Source organism: Elioraea tepidiphila DSM 17972 (genome assembly GCF_000378465.1).
Classification (GTDB): domain Bacteria; phylum Pseudomonadota; class Alphaproteobacteria; order Acetobacterales; family Acetobacteraceae; genus Elioraea; species Elioraea tepidiphila.
The window spans coordinates 55,855-70,849 of sequence record NZ_KB899919.1 but is presented as its reverse complement, the minus strand read 5'-3'; the positions used below and the strand labels follow the sequence as shown (position 1 = coordinate 70,849).

Here is a 14,995-nt window from a genome sequence, read left to right as displayed (position 1 = left end):
ACGGATGGTGCGGGCGGTGGGGGTCGAACCCACAATTCCCGAGGGACGCGGATTTTAAGTCCGCTGCGTCTGCCAGTTCCGCCACGCCCGCAGCGGGCGCAGACTAGCATCCCCGCCACGGTGTTGCCGCGCCCGTCCGCCATCCATCACTCCCATCGATGATGGCGCACCACAAGCGCGGGCGCGCGCGCAACCGCCGGGCCTGCTGCAAGCGCTGCAAGCCCTGGAAGGTGGACGGTTGGGGCGGAGAACGTCTGATACCCGGCTGCCCAAGGTTCGACCTTTGGCAGCCGGGTATCGCGCGTGGGGCTGGTGGGGCGGCCACGCGCGAACGAAACCCGTCATGCCGGCCTGCCGAGGGTGAAACCTTCGGCAGGCCGGTATGAGCGCCGAGGCGATCGGCTCGGCGCGGCGTCTGGGCGCACGGCTCGACCTGGTCGCGGCGCTGGCAGGGCGGAGCGGGCGGGCCTGACGGTCAGCCCGCGCAGTCGCCCGGGCCGGCACCGTCGGGACCCGACCACCCCGGTGCCAGCACCATGACGAGATCGATCACCTCCAGCAGATCGCGTTCGGGATCGCGGCTTGCGCGCGCGAGCGCGATCGCGCCTGCATCGCCGAGCACGTAGAGCGTGCAGGGCTCGTACTCCCCCGAGCCCAGGCGCTTGGCCATCGCGGAATTCAGCGCGGCGACGCGTCGCGGATCCAGGCGGGCGAGATAGACCGCATCGGTCTCGAGCCCCCTGGTCGCGGCATAGACCGCGACCTCCTCCCACCAGGCCGCCTGGTTGCGGTTCGGCACCACGCGGATGCGGCTGTACCGGCGCGCTGCCTCGGCCCAGAACGGATCGCCGAGCCGCAACGGCACGACCGCCGGCTCGGGCGTGAAGAAGTAGGCGAGGCGCGCGAAGCCGGGCTGGAGATCGGCGATCTGCACCGCGAGCAGCACTGCCAGCACGACGCCGGCGCGGCGCCCGCCCAGCACGCGGATCAGCGTGAGCGCCGCCGCCAGCAGCGCGGCGTAGGCGACCGGCCAGAGGAACCGCTCCGAGGCGCGCAGCGCGTCGACGTAGCGCAGCACCTCCGCGGGCAGGTCGAACAGCACGACCTCGCGCCCGCCGATCGAGACCCGATGCGTCACCGCCAGCGCCAGCATGGCGGCGAGGGCGAGCAGCAGCGGCCAATACGCCCGCAGGAACGCTCTCGGCCGCGCGGCCCAGGCGAGCGCGCCGGCGCCCAGCAGCAGCAGGCTGCCGAGCCCGGCATAGGAACTCCCCGCCTCCAGGTGATCGGGCGCGGGCAGGTCGGGCAGGAAGGCGCCCCAGTGCGAGGGGTCGAACGGCGCGAGCAGGTCGAGCTGCATCCGCCCATATCCGCCCCAGGTGCCGCCGAACCCCTCGGTCAGCACGAAGAACCCGGCCGCCCAGAGGCCGAACAGGGCGGCGCCCGGCGCGGCGACCGCCTCCGCCGCCAGCACGAGGGTGCGGCGCGCAGGGTCGGTCGCGCGCGCGAGCCAGTCCGCGGCCCAAAGGCCGGCGACCATCACCAGCAGATAGGCGTGGATCAACGCTGTCGCGAGCAGCAGTGCCGTCCAGGAGGCGAGCCGTCGCCACCCCGCGCCGCGCGTCAGGCAGAGCCACAGACCGGCCAGCAGGACGAACTGGCCGCCGAGCGCGAAATGTCCGCCCATCCTGTGCAGCAGCGCCGGTTGCAGCACGAACAGCGCCGCCCCGGCGAGCCGCGGCAGCATCGCCGCCGTGCCGAGCCCGATCAGCCGCCACGCCAGCACCGCCTGCAGCGCGCCGCAGGCATAGAGCCAGAGCCCCCAGTACTGCCCGACCTCGACCAGCGGATCGAGCGCCTTGAACAGGAAGGCGAGCAGCGGGATCGCGTCCGCATAGAAGATCGAGGAGCTGAGTTCCATGCCCCAGCCCGGGTTCAGGCCGGGCGGCCAGCTCCACGCGGTGCGCTTGAAGAAGGTGTAGCCGAGCCAGTACTGGACCGGATCCGGCCCGATCCGGCCCGAGAGCATCCAGCCGGTATGCCCGGGTGGCAGGATGTGCGCGCCATAGACGGCCCACACGACCGCGCAGCCGATCGCCGCGGCGAGCAGACCGCCCGGGAGCGACCGGCCGCGAGGACGGGAGGCCAGGTCAGGGACGGCGACGGTGGGGGTGACGTCTCGCGGCATGCGCGTCCCGACCGTCGCATCCGGCGATGGCGAAAATCGGTCGGCCGGGCGCCTGCGCGCGGTGCCCGGCCGGTGTTGCCGCCCGATTGACCTCCCGGGCCCGCACCCGCACGGTGCCGCCCGCGAGAGGGAACGGGAGGCACGGATGCGGATCGGCATTGCCGGCGTGGGCGGACGTATGGGGCGGCTGCTGATCCAGGTCGTCGCCGCGCGCGAGGACGCCGCGCTCGCCGGCGGCACGGTGCGGCCGGGCGGGCGGGTCGGCGCGGATCTCGGCATGCTCGCCGGGATCGGCGAGCGCGGCATCACCGCCACCGACCAGCCCGCGGCCATGTTCCAGGCGGCGGAGGTGGTGATCGACTTCACGAATCCTGCCGCGCTCGCAACCCATCTCGACCTCGCCGCGCGCCATGGCACCGCACTGGTCATCGGCACCTCGGGGCTGAGCCTCGAGCAGGAGCGCGCGATCGCCGAGACCGCGCGCACGGTGCCGATTGTCTATGCCGCCAACTTCTCGTCGGGCGTCGCCTTGCTGCTCGCGCTGGTGCGCCGGGCGGCCGAGACGCTCGGGCCGGAGTACGACATCGAGATCGTCGAGATGCACCACCGTCAGAAGATCGACGCGCCCTCGGGCACCGCGATCGCCATGGGCCGGGCGGCGGCCGCGGGGCGCGGCATCACGCTGGAGGACCACATGGAGTCCGGCCGGCACGGCCACACCGGCAAGCGGCGGGACGGGGCGATCGGCTTCGCCGCCCTGCGCGGCGGCCAGGTGGTCGGCGAGCACACCGCGATCTTCGCCGCCGCGACCGAACACCTGACGATCGGCCATCGCAGCTTCGACCGGCGCGTCTATGCCGAGGGCGCGGTGCGCGCGGCCCTCTGGCTCAAAGGCAAGCCGCCTGGGCTCTATGGCATGGAGGACGTGCTCGGCCTGCGCTGAGCGTCTGCCGCGCGCGCCCGCGCCTTGACCCTGCCGCCTTTCCCTGCGACACCGCGCGCCGCCGAAAGCCCCCCGACAACCGACTCCACGCGACAAGAGGACGATTAACGCCATGCGCGCGAAGGGCGAGTATCTCTTCACCTCCGAATCCGTCTCGGAAGGCCACCCGGACAAGGTCGCCGACCGCATCAGCGACACCATCGTCGACGCCTTCCTCGCCGCCGACCCCTATGCGCGCGTGGCCTGCGAGACCTTGGTCACCACCAACCGGATCGTGCTTGCCGGCGAGGTGCGCGGGCCGGAGCAGCTCACCCACGAGCACCTGATCCACCTCGCCCGTCTCGCGGTGCGCGACATCGGCTACGACCAGGCCGGGTTCTCGTGGAAGGACGCGGAGGTGTCCTGCCACCTGCACGCCCAGTCGGCCGACATCGCCCAGGGCGTGGACGCGATCGGCAACAAGGACGAGGGCGCGGGCGACCAGGGCATCATGTTCGGCTATGCCTGCACCGAGACCGAGCATCTGATGCCGGCGCCGATCCACTACGCGCATCTGATCCTGCGCCGCATGGCCGAGATGCGGCACAACAGGGACCCGCTGGTCGAGGGGCTGCTGCCCGATTCCAAGAGCCAGGTCACCCTGAAGTATGTCGACGGCAAGCCGGTGAAGGCGACCTCGATCGTCGTCTCCACCCAGCACGTCGAGGGGATGGAGCAGTCGCAGATCAAGCGCATGCTCTGGCCGATCGTGGAGTCCTCGCTGCCGAAGGGCTGGATGTGCCCGGAGGAGGAGTTCTACGTGAACCCGACGGGCAAATTCGTGATCGGGGGCCCCGACGGTGACTGCGGGCTGACGGGGCGCAAGATCATCGTCGACACCTATGGCGGCGCCTGCCCGCATGGCGGCGGCGCGTTCTCGGGCAAGGACCCGACCAAGGTGGATCGTTCCGCTGCCTATATGTGCCGCTATCTCGCGAAGAACGTGGTCGCGGCCGGGCTCGCCGAACGCTGCACCATCCAGGTGAGCTACGCGATCGGCGTCTCCAAGCCGCTCTCGGTCTATTTCGACCTGCACGAGACCGGCAAGGACATCGACGAGGTGAAGCTCGCCAAGGTGGTGCAGGACCTGGTGAACCTCTCGCCGCGGGGCATCCGCGAGCATCTGCACATGAACCGTCCGATTTACGTGCCCACCTCGGCCTATGGCCATTTCGGCCGCGAGCCGGACGAGGAGAAGGGCACCTTCACCTGGGAGCGGACCGATCTGGTCCCGGCGCTCAAGGCCGCCTTCGGGCACTGAGCCGGCCGTGCGCGCAGGATTGGTGTGGCGGCTGCGCGCGACCTGAGCCTGCCGCGGTCGAAGAAGCTCGACCGCCCGCCCGTCGAGCGGCTCTACGGACGGCGGCGCGGCCACGCGCTCAGCCCGCGCCAGCAGCGGCTGATCGAGGAGACCTTGCCGCGCGCGCGGCTGACGGCGGCAGGGGCCGCCGATCCGCGCGCGGCGTTCCGGGCAGCCGTGGCCGAGGTGTGGCTCGAGGTCGGGTTCGGCGGCGGCGAGCACACCGCGGCGCTGGTCGAGGCGCATCCCGAGGTCGGGGTGATCGCTGCGGAGGTGTTCGAGAACGGGCTCGTCTCGTTGCTTGGCCGCTACGTTCCCGAGGGCGCGGAGGCGACAGCGTTGCCGCCGCCGAACCTGCTGCTGTGGCCGGAGGATGCGCGCGCGCTGCTGCGGCTTCTGCCGGATGGCGCGCTCGCCCGGCTGTTCCTGATGTTCCCCGACCCCTGGCCGAAGGCGCGCCATGCGCGGCGCCGCTTCGTCCATCCCGCGCTGCTGCCGGAGGTCGCGCGCGCGCTCGCCCCGGGCGCGGAATGGCGGATCGCCTCCGACGATCCGACCTACCAGGACTGGGTCGCCGAGACGCTCGCGGGCCAGGGCCTGTTCGAGGTTGCGGCCGTCACGGATTTGCGGCCGCAGGACTGGCCGGCCACGCGCTACGAGGCCAAGGCCCTGCGCGAGGGCCGCCGCCCGCGCTACTGGAGCCTGATCCGCCGGGCGTGAGTGGCGCGCTCGACACCCGCTCCCTTGTCACGGCAGAATGATCCGATGACGGATTCAGTGGCCGGCCGGGAGCCCGGCGCCGCGGATGCGGCACGCCATGAGCGGCTCGACGCGCTGCTGAACGCGCGCGTCGCACCGCGGCTCGCGGAGCTGCGCGCCAAACAGCGCTGGAAGCGTCCGCTCGCGGCGGCGCTTGGGCTCGGTGGCCCGGCGCTCGCTTGGCTGCTGATGAGCACCGGCGAGCCGCTCGAGATCGTCTTCGGCCTGCACGCATTGCTTCTCGGTCCGACCGGCGCCTGGTACCTCGCCCATCTCTATCGCAAGGCGGCGCGCGACGTGGTGACCCCCGTGGTGTGCGAGGCGATCGACGGTCTCGCCCACGCAACCGACGTGCGCAGCGGCGAGATCGGGCGCCTCCACCGTGCCCTGCTGGTCAGCCGCCACAACCAGCACGAGATCGACGACGTGTTCGAAGGGAGCCATGCGGGTGTGGCGTTCCTGATGATGGAACTCACGCTCAGCCTGCGGACGACGCGCCGTGTCAGGGGCAAGGCCGGACGGCCGTCGCGCACCGAGACGCGCACGCGCACGATCTTCCGCGGCCTCTTCTTCATGATCGCCACGCCGCGACCGATCCCGGTGCCGATCCTGATCCGTGGTCGGCGCTGGCTGTTCGGTACCCCCTGGCGCCTGCGCGACGGTGACATCAAGGGGATGCAGCGGATCGACATCCCGGACGAGGCCTTCGCGCGCCGCCTGTCGCTCTGGACGAGCGACTGGGAGCGGGCGGCGGAGGTGATCACGCCCGCGTTCGCCGCGGTGATGGCGAGACTGGCCGCCACCGCCGGCCGCAGAGGCATCGACGCCGCGTTCGACCGCGACCAGTTCCTGCTGCTGCTGCCGCGGCGCGGGGATCAGTTCAAGGTGGGCGGACTGTTCCGCAGCGTCCGCCGACTGCGCGTCGATGCGCATCGGCTGATGGACGAAATCCTGATGGTGCACAGGCTGATCGAGACGTTGAAAGGGGACTAGGACTCCCGGCGGGGAGAGGGCCGCGGGGGGCCGGCTCTCCCGCCGGCGAAGGCGCCCCGATCCGTCCCCTCTCCCCCGCACGCCCTATCGCCTGGACCGCACGCGCGGCGATCGCGACGTGCAGGAGCCAGTAGAGGGTCGCGCCGTTGAGGATGTGCCAGATGGGGTGCAAGCCGATCGGCAGGACGTGGCACACCGCGCGGTCGTTGGTGGCGGCGATCATCGACACCGTGAACAGGGCCGCCGCGCCGAGCAGATGCAGCGCGGGTCGGATCGACGAGGCCTCGATCGCCAGTCCGCGCAGCAGCGTCAGCGTGCCGACCGTGACGAGCAGGATGAGCGCGGCGCCGTAGCTGCGCCAGCGCCAGCCCCATTCCCACGGCACGGCGCCGCGCCACTGGTCGACGATCAGCCAGCAGACCAGGAACGCCACCGGCATCGCGAGCCACGGCACGCGCAGGAACCGCCTGAGCGCCAGCACCAGATAGCCGCCGATGAACACCTGGATCGGCACGACATCGGCGGTCAGCGCCCAACGCGTGGCGAAGGTGTGGAACAGGAAGCTGCCGACGCCGATCGACGCCGTGACCGCGATCAGCCCCGCGACCGCCCAGTCATCGGCGCCGGCCGCGCGCCACCGCCGCCACGCGAGCCATGCCGCGAGCAGGAACGCGACATTCGTGATCGCATTGACCGGCTCGTCCCAGAACCCTGGCCCGGTCCGCTCGCAGACCGCGTAGATGCGTCGCCAACTGAGGTTGTCCACGCGGCCGCCATCGCAAAGCGGAAGCGGTGTCGCGAATCACATGCGCGCTGGCGGCCCGAAGAATGGGATGCGGGCAGGGGCAAAGGCCATTGGCCCCCCCGGGGGTGTTCCGGCCTACAACGGCAGCGAGGGATCGATCACGGTCACCTCCGGCTCCCCATCCATGAGCTCGGAGCGCAGCGTCACGATGGTCCGCGCGATCGGTTGCAGCCATTCGGGTTGGATCGTGTCCGGCGCCCGGCTGAGCACCGCCTCGAGCCACTGCCGCCCCTCGCCCCAGGCGCCCCAGAGTGTCTGCACGGTGCGCCCGGGCGGGGCGAACACGCTGCGCCGCGCCAGCACCGTGCCGTGATAGGCGAGCATGGGCCGCGACGGGACCGTGCCGGTCTCGGCATCGGTGATGCCGGCGCCTCCGATCCCGGTCATCGGCTGCGCCGCGTTCTCGGCGACATTCAGTTCCGCGGCATGGCCGAGTTCCCACTGCTCGATCTCGGTGCGCGTGACCTCGGGCTTGATGCGCCAGGTCCAGACCACGACGATGTAGCCGGCGGCCGCCATCACCGCCTTGGGCGGGATGCTGCCCGCGGTGCGCACATGCAGGCGCACCGGCTCCAGCCGCGGCTCGTCCAGCGTGCGGTCGGCGTCGATCAGGGCGCGGAGATACAGCAGGGTGCGGGTTCGGTTGCTCATGGCGCGGCATCCTCGGTTCGGGCGATGATTCCGGCCTCGACCAGCATGGCGAGGCCCCGGTGCAGCGTGTCGCGGGCGGCGTTGTCGCCGGCGACGCGCCGCACGGCGTCGGCGAATTCCTCTTCGAGCTCGGCGAGTGTCGCACCGTCGCAGAGCGTGGCGATCAGCCAGGTGGTGGTGTTGAGCTCGGTCAGGGCGGGGCGCCTCGGCGTGTAGGCGTAGGCGCGCCCCCATTCGGGCATCGGCCGCAGCACCACGCCCGCGGCACGCTCAAACCGGTCGGTCGGGCAGAACACGCAGGTCGGTTCCCTTGTTCATCGTGACGCAGAACGGATCGGGCGCATCCCAGCGCCCATGGAAGGCATAGGCGGTGGAGCGGCACCCGCCGCGGGTGAGCTGGCTCGATGCGCAGTCGCGACAATGCCCGTCCACCGCGCCCGCGCGCAAGCGCCGATACAGCGGATGGTTCCACGTCTCGAGCCAGGGCGTGGTGCGCAGGTCGCCATAATCGACGTAGTCGCGCAGATACGGGCAGCCGATCGCGTGGCCGTAGGGGTCGATCGCGGCGTTCTGCCAGCAGCAATTGGCGTCGTTCGGGTGCCAGGATTGCATCAGCCTGAGCCCTGCGGGCAGATCGGCGGCGAGCTCGGCCAGCGCCGCCATCTGCTCGTCGAGCGCCAGTGCGAGCGCGGACCACGCCCGCCGTGCCCGGCCCAGCGGATAGAGCCGCAACACACCGAACTCGTCGGCGCCGGCGGCGGCCGCCAGCCGCGCCAGTGCGGGCAGCTCGGCCACATTCGGCCGGCACAGGATCACCAGCACCGAGACCGGCACGCCATGACGACGGAGTGCGGCGATGCCGGCGAGCGCGGCATCCAGGCTGCCCGGCACGCCGACCATCGCGTCATGCGTCGCCGCGGTGGCACCCATGAGGTCGACATAGACACGGCCGATGCCGAGGCCGGCGAGCCGCGCGGCGGTCGCGTCGTCGATCGTGACCGCATGGGTGCGCAGCGTGGTGAACATCCGCGCCGTGGCGTGCGCGAGGATCGCTTCGGCATCGTCGCGCGCAAGCGGCTCGCCCCCCTCGACGAACATGTTGATCACGCCGTTCGCGGCGAGCTCGTCGATCAGCCGGAGCCAGGTCGCGGTGTCGAGTTCGTCGGCGGCCGGGCGCGCGCCGCAATCGGCATAGCAGGCGCGGCAGTCGAGCGGGCAGCGTGCGGTGAGGCACAGCGTGAGCTTCATCGGCCGCGCCATCCAGGGCGTGCCGCCGACCTCGCCCGGTGTGCTCATGCGCTGACGGCGTCCGCGATCAACGCGACCGCACCTTCGGCGTTCAGCAATCCGGCGCCGGCGCGCTCGGCGGCGATCAGGTCGCTCCGGTCGCCCGGATCGTGGAGCGGCCGGGCACGCGCCGCGGCGATCAGGGCGGCGCGCAATTCGTGCGCCGAGAGGCGCCGCCCCTCAGGCACCGCCTGCATCATCAGCGCGAGCGCGCCGGCGACCTGCGGCGCCGCCTGGCTCGTCCCGTCCATCACCGCGGCGTCGTCGCGCCCGCGTCCACCCGCGCCGACCGCGGCGACGCCGACCGCGCAGAGATGCGGACGCGCCGGGTCGTCGGTTTCCGACCAGTCGAGCGGCGGCGGCTGCCAGGGCCGCGGGCCGGCGCCGGAGTTGGCCGACGGGCGAAAGCCGAGCCGCGAGGTCGGTGCCTGGAACGCCGCGCCGACGACGATGCTGTGCCGGCCGCAGCAGAGCGAACCGAGCGTCGAGCGGGCATAGGCCGCGCGCAGGGCCGAGGGCGGCGGGGCGACACGCGCGGGCGCAGGGCCGTATTCGCGTTCGACCCACGCATGCAGCTCGGCCGGCGGGCCACCGGCGTGGCGCAGCGCGAAGTTCCACACGCCGTTCAACCGGCGCGCCCGGTCCCAATCGTTGTCCAGGCCCGGATCGATCCGCACGCCGATGCAGGCGGGACGCGCGTTGCCGCGGTGTCGCGTGTTGCTCCACCAGCCGAAGGCGGCGCGCTCGGGCTCGGGGCCGCGCAGCCAGCGTCCCGGCACGCCGTCGGTCGGCGCAAGCAGCCAGGGGCCGAAGCCGAGACGCGCCAGGTGCGGCGGCGCGTGCAGCGTGACCTCGATGCTCGCGGCCGGGTCGTGCCACAGCTCGATCTCGGAGAGGTCCTCGTCGAGCGGCTGGATCTCCCAGCCGAAGCTGCCGCTCTCCCCCGGAGCGAGCGGGACGGCCGCATGCGCGCGCGCATCGCCCGCGTTGCCGGCGCAGATCACCACCGCGATCATCGGCATCGCCGCCCCGCCGCGCTCGACCGCCTCAATCAGCCGGTCGATCTCGCTCTCCACCATCGACCGGCCGTCATGCGCGCCGGCATGGGTGGCGAGGCTGAGATTGATCACCACGCCGCGGCGGCCATCGGCGATCGCGCGCGCGATGATCCAGTGCACGGCGTCGCAGAGCCGCGTGTTGTCGCTGAGCGCGCGCGGCGCGGGCGGCGCAGTGGTACCCGCGAGCGAGGCCGGCACGGGGGGCTCGGCGAAGTCGGACCGGCTGACGCCGAGCTGCACCAGGTAGAGCTCCGCGCCCGGGGCAACGCCGGCGAATGTGCGCTCGTTACCGCGCGAATCGATCACCTTGAAGGGCGAGCCGGCGGCGAGCGAGGCGACATGGGTACCGTGCAGACCGAGTTTCAGCAGCGCGGGATCGTAGTAGTCCGCCTCGGGGTCGTAGGGCCCGACGCCGGTGGCGAGCCAGCGGTCGATCTCGGCGCGGCTGTGCACGACGCCGTAGCCGGCGCTGAAGGGATGGTCGGGGATCCCGTCGAGCGGATCCGGGCCGCGGCCCACGGGGTTCTGGTCCCAGAGCCAGGCGATGCGCGAGCGACCGTCGGGGCAGCGGAATGTCTCGTGATCGTAGCGGAATCCGAAATCGACCACGCCGATCGCGATCCCCGTGCCGTCATGCCCCGGCACACGCTCCGGCAACCAGGCCCCGCGCGGCAGGATCGTGGCCGGTCGCGGACGGCCTTCCTGCGGCGGCGCGACCGGACGCGGCTCGCGCAGCGCGACCAGCTCGCCGCCCGCCTCGCGCGCCACCTCGGCGATCTGCGCGCGGGCGTCCTCGCCGCGATCGATCCTGAGTTCGGCCTGCCAGCGCCGTCCGCGCAGCCGCGCGCCGAGCGCTGCGATCTTCCGTTTGGCGGCCGCCGGGTCGGCCACCTCGGCGATCCAGCGGCGCCGACGCGTCCGGCGCCGGCGCAGCATGTCGTGCAGCACATGCGGATCGATCTGGAGACCGGGCGCGAGCGCGGCGTCCACGGGTAGCTTGACGATGTCGTCGGTCACGCTACGCAATCCCCCTGGCCCGAACCCGGCCGATGCGGCACGATGCTGCTCTGCCCAGGCGGGCGTGTCGATCCACGCTTGCGGGGCGAGAGCGGCGACACCGGATGACGGCGCGGCGCGACGCTAAGGTTGCGCGGCCACGGCCAGTGTGATCTGGATCACATCGCACCGATGACCTCGGACCGATCCTCCTCCGTCGGCCTGCCCGCAGGCTCCGCATGGCTGCCGCAGGACGAGGCCGAGCGGCGGCAGGTGACGGTCGCCTTCATCGACATGGTCGGCTCGTCGCGGCTCGCCGCGATGCTCGACCCCGAGGACATGAGCGAGCTGATCGTCGCCTACCGGCGCGCGGCCGGTGCGGCGATCGAGGCGCATGGCGGCTACATCGCCCGCTTCCTCGGCGACGGCATCCTGGCCTACTGGGGCTTCCCGCGCGCGCGCGAGGACGACACCGCGCGCGCGATCTCGGGCTGTCTTGCGGTGCTCGACGCCGTCGATGCGCTGAACGCGGCGGGGCTTGCGCAGGGCCAGCGGGTGTCGGTGCGGATCGGCATCGAGGCCGGGATCGTCGTGGTCGGCCGCCTCGGCGCGCACGATCCGCGCGCCGAGGCCGACATCGTCGGCGATGCGCCCAATCTCGCCGCACGACTGCAGGGCCGCGCCGAGCCCGACAGCATCGTCACCACCGCGTCGGTACAGGCGCTCGCGGCGCACCGTTTCGCCTTCGTCCCCGCCGGCGAGATGGAGGCGCCGGGCCACGCGAGCCGCGTCGCGCTCTACCGCGTGGCCGGGCCGATCTTCGGCGTGGGTCGCACGCGGCCGCTGCGCGCGGATCGGCTCTACGGCCGCGAGCAGGAGCAGGCCCTGCTCGATGCGCGCTGGCGCGACGCGATGTCGGGCAAGGGCCGGGCGCTCGCGCTGGTGGGCGAGCCCGGGATCGGCAAGTCGGCGCTGATCGGGCATCTGCGCCGCACCGTGGCGGCGACGGGCGGGCTCTGGCATGCGGCGTTCTGCCAGCCCGAGGGCGCGACCAACCCGCTCCTGCCGGCGCGCGACCTGGTGCGCGCGGTGCTGGGCGGCGCCGATCCTGCCGCGCGGCTGGAGGCGGTCCTGCGCGGCGGCGGGGTCGACGACGAGGCGGCCGCGCTGCTCCGGCCGCTGATCGATCCGCGCGCGCCCCTGCCCGCGCTGCCGGGGATCGGCGCGGCGGAGCGGCTGCGCCGCGTTGCGCTCGCGCTGCTGGCGCTGGTGCGCGCGGCCGGCAGCCGCCGGCCCGCGGCGCTGGTGGTCGAGGACGCGCACTGGGCCGATGACGCCTCGCGCACGGTGATCGCCACGCTCGCCGAGGAGGCGCGTCGCTTGCCGGTGCTGCTCGTGCTGACCGCGCGTGCCCAGGGCTTCGAGCCGCCGCCCGCGCTCGGCCGCGCCGGAATGCTGGCGCTCGCGCCGCTGCCCGGCAGCGCGATCGAGGGGCTGATCGCCAACCTTGATCCGGATGGCGCGTTGGATGCCGAGGCGCGCGGCCTGATCGCCGAGCGCGCCGAGGGCAACCCGCTGTTCGCCGAGGAACTGGTGCAGCTCTGGCGTGAGGCGAAGGCGCAGGGCCGCGGCACGGACATCCTGAGCCGCGCCTCGTCGCTGAACGACTCGCTGCTCGCCCGGCTCGATGCGCTCGGCGAGGCGCGCCCCGTCGCGCAGGTCGCGGCCGTGATCGGGCGCGAGTTCGCCGTGCCCCTGCTCGCGCGCGTGCTGGAGATGGACGAGCCCACGGTCGCCGAGGCGGTGGAGACGCTGGTCGCGGCAGGGCTGGTGCACGAGACCGCGGCTTCGGGCGCGACCCACAGCTTCCGCCACGCGCTGGTGCGGGATGCCGCCTATCACTCGCTGTTGCGTGCGCGCAGGCGGGCGGTGCATGCGCGCGTCGCCGGGCTGCTGCTCGCCGAGTTCCGCCCGCTGGTGGAGGCGCGGCCCGAACTGCCGGCGCAGCACCTGGAAGCCGCCGGCGAGATCGACGAGGCGATCACCTGGTGGACCCGCGCGGGGGAGCGCGCGGCCACACAGTCGGCGAACGCGGATGCGCTGCGGCTGCTGAAACATGCCGAGGGGCTGGTGCGGCGCCTGCCGGGCGGGCCGCAATCGCTGCGCCGCGCCGAGCTCCTGATCCGCATCGGCGGGCAGGAGCTCGCGGTGAAGGGCAATGCCGCGCCGGAGCTGGAGGCCGCCTATGCCGAGGCGGTGACGATTCTCGAGGGGATCGGCGAGGCCGATCACCCGGCCATGTTCGCCGCCCTCTGGGGGCTCAACACCTACTCGATGGTGCGCGGCGACATCCCGCGCGCGCTCGCGCTCGGCCAACGGATGCTCGGCATCGCGGGCGACGAGGATCGGCTGATCCAGGTGCATCGCGTGCTCGGGCTCGCGCATCTGCTGCGCGGCGAGCACGCCGAGGCCGACCGCCACTACACCGAGGTGCTGACGCGCTACGACGCCGCGCGGCACGAGCATCACCGCTTCGCCTACGGATCGGACCCGGCCGGGGTCGTGCTCTCGCACCTCGCCTGGAGCCAGATGATCGGCGGGCATCTCGCCGCCTCCGACAGCCACGCCGCCGAGGCCGAGACCCATGCGCGCCGCCTCGCCCATCCGCACACGCTCGCGCATGTGCTGGCGGTGGACGGGCTGCGCCGGCTGATCGCGCGCGACCGCATGCGCGCGGCCGAGCGCGCCGAGGAGGTGCTGCGCATCGCCGCCCAGCACGGGTTTCCCTACTGGTCGGCCTGGTGCGCGGTGATCGCGGCGGGCGCGATCGAGGCGGCACCGTCCGAGCGGGCGGAACGGATCGAGGCCGCGGTCGCGGCGTATCGCGCGACCGGGGCGTTGCAGCTCGTCCCCTACGCGCTGGGCCTTGCCGCCGAGGCACGGCTGGAGGAGGGCCGACCGCACGCGGCGCTCGGCCTCCTGGAAGAGGCCGAGCGGATTGCGGCGGCGACGGGGGTCGCGCTCTACTCGTCCGAGGTCGCGCGATTGGCGCTGGTCGCGCGCCGAGCCGCCGGGCTGCCGGTCGCGGAGTCGGCCGCGGCGATCGCGGACCGCGCGGCCGCGCGCGGCGCCGGTCTCTGGGCGCTGCGCGCGCTGATCGAGGCGGCGCGGGGCGACCGCAGCGTCGTCGCGCGGCTCACCGTGCTGATCGAGCGGCTGATCGCGGAGGGCGCCGATCCGACGCTCGGCGATCTCTGCATCGCGCGTGACCTCGTACCGGCTGTTCCCTGACGCATGCTGCCGAGCGCCCTCCTCGAGACGTTCCTGCTGGTCTATCCGGCGCTCTTCTCGATCGTGAACCCGATCGCCGGCGCGTTCATCTTCAACGAGGCGGCTGGCGGGCTCGATGATCGCGCGCTCGCCCGGCTCGCCCGCAAGGTCGCGACCTATTCGCTGATCGTGATGCTGGTGGCGATGTGGGGCGGATCCTTCATCCTCGGCTTCTTCGGCATCAGCCTCGCCGCGGTGCGCATCGCCGGTGGCCTCGTGCTCTCGCTCTGGGCGTTCAACCTGCTCTCCGCGCCCGAGAAGCGCGAGGAGCGCAAGCGCGACGAGGCGACCTCGCGCGCGATCGGCGACGAGGCGGCGTTCTTTCCGCTCACCCTGCCGTTCACCACGGGGCCCGGCACGATCGCGGTCTGCATCGCGCTCGGCGCGACACGCCCCCCCTTCGATCGCGGCCTGCTTGCCTTCGCCGCCGGGGCGAGCCTTGCCGCGGTCGCGATGGCGGCGACCATCCTCGGCGCCTATCGCTATGCGCCGCGCATCGCCGCCTGGCTGGGGCACACCGGCTCGCGCGTGCTGAGCCGGCTTGCCGCCTTCCTGCTGCTCGCGGTGGGGGTGCAGATCCTGATCGCCGGCGTCACGGATGTGCTGACGCCGATCATGGCCGCACGGCCGCCCGGCTGAGCACGTG

12 protein-coding genes and 1 tRNA gene are annotated in these 14,995 nt (G+C 72.9%); 6 read left to right on the top strand and 7 right to left on the bottom strand.

What is annotated here, in order from left to right; translation table 11 throughout:
* Nucleotides 1-5: 5 nt before the first annotated feature.
* A tRNA-Leu gene (locus F563_RS0109450) sits at nt 6-91 on the bottom strand.
* Nucleotides 92-475: 384 nt separating this feature from the next.
* Entirely contained in the window at nt 476-2,188 is a 1,713-nt protein-coding gene (locus tag F563_RS22150; protein WP_019014423.1) for a DUF6311 domain-containing protein, read from the bottom strand.
* Between the two features lie 145 nt (nt 2,189-2,333).
* Here F563_RS22150 and dapB point away from each other — a divergent pair, with 145 nt between their 5' ends.
* From dapB to F563_RS0109420, 4 genes are all read left to right on the top strand, one after another.
* A complete protein-coding gene (dapB, locus tag F563_RS0109435; RefSeq protein ID WP_019014422.1) occupies nt 2,334-3,131 on the top strand; it encodes a 4-hydroxy-tetrahydrodipicolinate reductase in 798 nt (265 codons plus the stop codon).
* Nucleotides 3,132-3,243: 112 nt separating this feature from the next.
* On the top strand, nt 3,244-4,431 hold the full coding sequence (gene metK / locus F563_RS0109430) for a methionine adenosyltransferase (RefSeq protein WP_019014421.1): 1,188 nt from the start codon (nt 3,244-3,246) through the stop codon (nt 4,429-4,431).
* 24 nt (nt 4,432-4,455) lie between these two features.
* Entirely contained in the window at nt 4,456-5,190 is a 735-nt protein-coding gene (gene trmB / locus F563_RS0109425; RefSeq protein WP_019014420.1) for a tRNA (guanine(46)-N(7))-methyltransferase TrmB, read from the top strand.
* A gap of 45 nt (nt 5,191-5,235) precedes the next feature.
* On the top strand, nt 5,236-6,222 hold the full coding sequence (locus tag F563_RS0109420; RefSeq protein WP_026299462.1) for a DUF3137 domain-containing protein: 987 nt from the start codon (nt 5,236-5,238) through the stop codon (nt 6,220-6,222).
* Here F563_RS0109420 and F563_RS24410 read toward each other — a convergent pair.
* From F563_RS24410 to F563_RS0109390, 5 genes are all read right to left on the bottom strand, one after another.
* The gene (locus tag F563_RS24410; protein ID WP_084596492.1) at nt 6,110-6,988 is read right to left on the bottom strand and encodes a ceramidase domain-containing protein; all 879 of its coding nucleotides are present in this window, start codon (nt 6,986-6,988) and stop codon (nt 6,110-6,112) included. The two genes, F563_RS0109420 and F563_RS24410, sit on opposite strands and share 113 nt — an antisense overlap.
* A 114-nt stretch (nt 6,989-7,102) precedes the next feature.
* The gene (locus tag F563_RS0109405; protein ID WP_019014416.1) at nt 7,103-7,678 is read right to left on the bottom strand and encodes a hypothetical protein; all 576 of its coding nucleotides are present in this window, start codon (nt 7,676-7,678) and stop codon (nt 7,103-7,105) included.
* Nucleotides 7,675-7,974, bottom strand: a complete 300-nt coding sequence (locus tag F563_RS0109400; protein ID WP_019014415.1) for a hypothetical protein — start codon at nt 7,972-7,974, stop codon at nt 7,675-7,677. Before F563_RS0109400 ends, F563_RS0109405 begins: the two co-directional genes overlap by 4 nt.
* Entirely contained in the window at nt 7,949-8,974 is a 1,026-nt protein-coding gene (locus tag F563_RS0109395) for a radical SAM/SPASM domain-containing protein (protein ID WP_019014414.1), read from the bottom strand. The genes F563_RS0109400 and F563_RS0109395 overlap by 26 nt, the downstream gene beginning before the upstream one ends.
* On the bottom strand, nt 8,971-11,040 hold the full coding sequence (locus F563_RS0109390) for a S8 family serine peptidase (RefSeq protein ID WP_019014413.1): 2,070 nt from the start codon (nt 11,038-11,040) through the stop codon (nt 8,971-8,973). The genes F563_RS0109395 and F563_RS0109390 overlap by 4 nt, the downstream gene beginning before the upstream one ends.
* A gap of 171 nt (nt 11,041-11,211) precedes the next feature.
* On the opposite strand from F563_RS0109390, the gene F563_RS0109385 reads away from it, so the two are divergent.
* Both F563_RS0109385 and F563_RS0109380 read left to right on the top strand, forming a co-directional pair.
* The gene (locus F563_RS0109385) at nt 11,212-14,310 is read left to right on the top strand and encodes an ATP-binding protein (protein ID WP_019014412.1); all 3,099 of its coding nucleotides are present in this window, start codon (nt 11,212-11,214) and stop codon (nt 14,308-14,310) included.
* 3 nt (nt 14,311-14,313) lie between these two features.
* Entirely contained in the window at nt 14,314-14,988 is a 675-nt protein-coding gene (locus F563_RS0109380; protein WP_019014411.1) for a MarC family protein, read from the top strand.
* Nucleotides 14,989-14,995 lie beyond the last annotated feature (7 nt).

Excerpts from the sequence above, each read along its gene's own strand:
- F563_RS22150 (WP_019014423.1), bottom strand. The coding sequence starts at position 2,188 with ATGCCGCGAGACGTCACCCCCACCGTCGCCGTCCCTGACCTGGCCTCC.
- dapB (WP_019014422.1), top strand. The coding sequence starts at position 2,334 with ATGCGGATCGGCATTGCCGGCGTGGGCGGACGTATGGGGCGGCTGCTG.
- metK (WP_019014421.1), top strand. The coding sequence starts at position 3,244 with ATGCGCGCGAAGGGCGAGTATCTCTTCACCTCCGAATCCGTCTCGGAA.
- F563_RS0109420 (WP_026299462.1), top strand. The coding sequence starts at position 5,236 with ATGACGGATTCAGTGGCCGGCCGGGAGCCCGGCGCCGCGGATGCGGCA.
- F563_RS0109405 (WP_019014416.1), bottom strand. The coding sequence starts at position 7,678 with ATGAGCAACCGAACCCGCACCCTGCTGTATCTCCGCGCCCTGATCGAC.
- F563_RS0109395 (WP_019014414.1), bottom strand. The coding sequence starts at position 8,974 with ATGAGCACACCGGGCGAGGTCGGCGGCACGCCCTGGATGGCGCGGCCG.
- F563_RS0109385 (WP_019014412.1), top strand. The coding sequence starts at position 11,212 with ATGACCTCGGACCGATCCTCCTCCGTCGGCCTGCCCGCAGGCTCCGCA.
- F563_RS0109380 (WP_019014411.1), top strand. The coding sequence starts at position 14,314 with ATGCTGCCGAGCGCCCTCCTCGAGACGTTCCTGCTGGTCTATCCGGCG.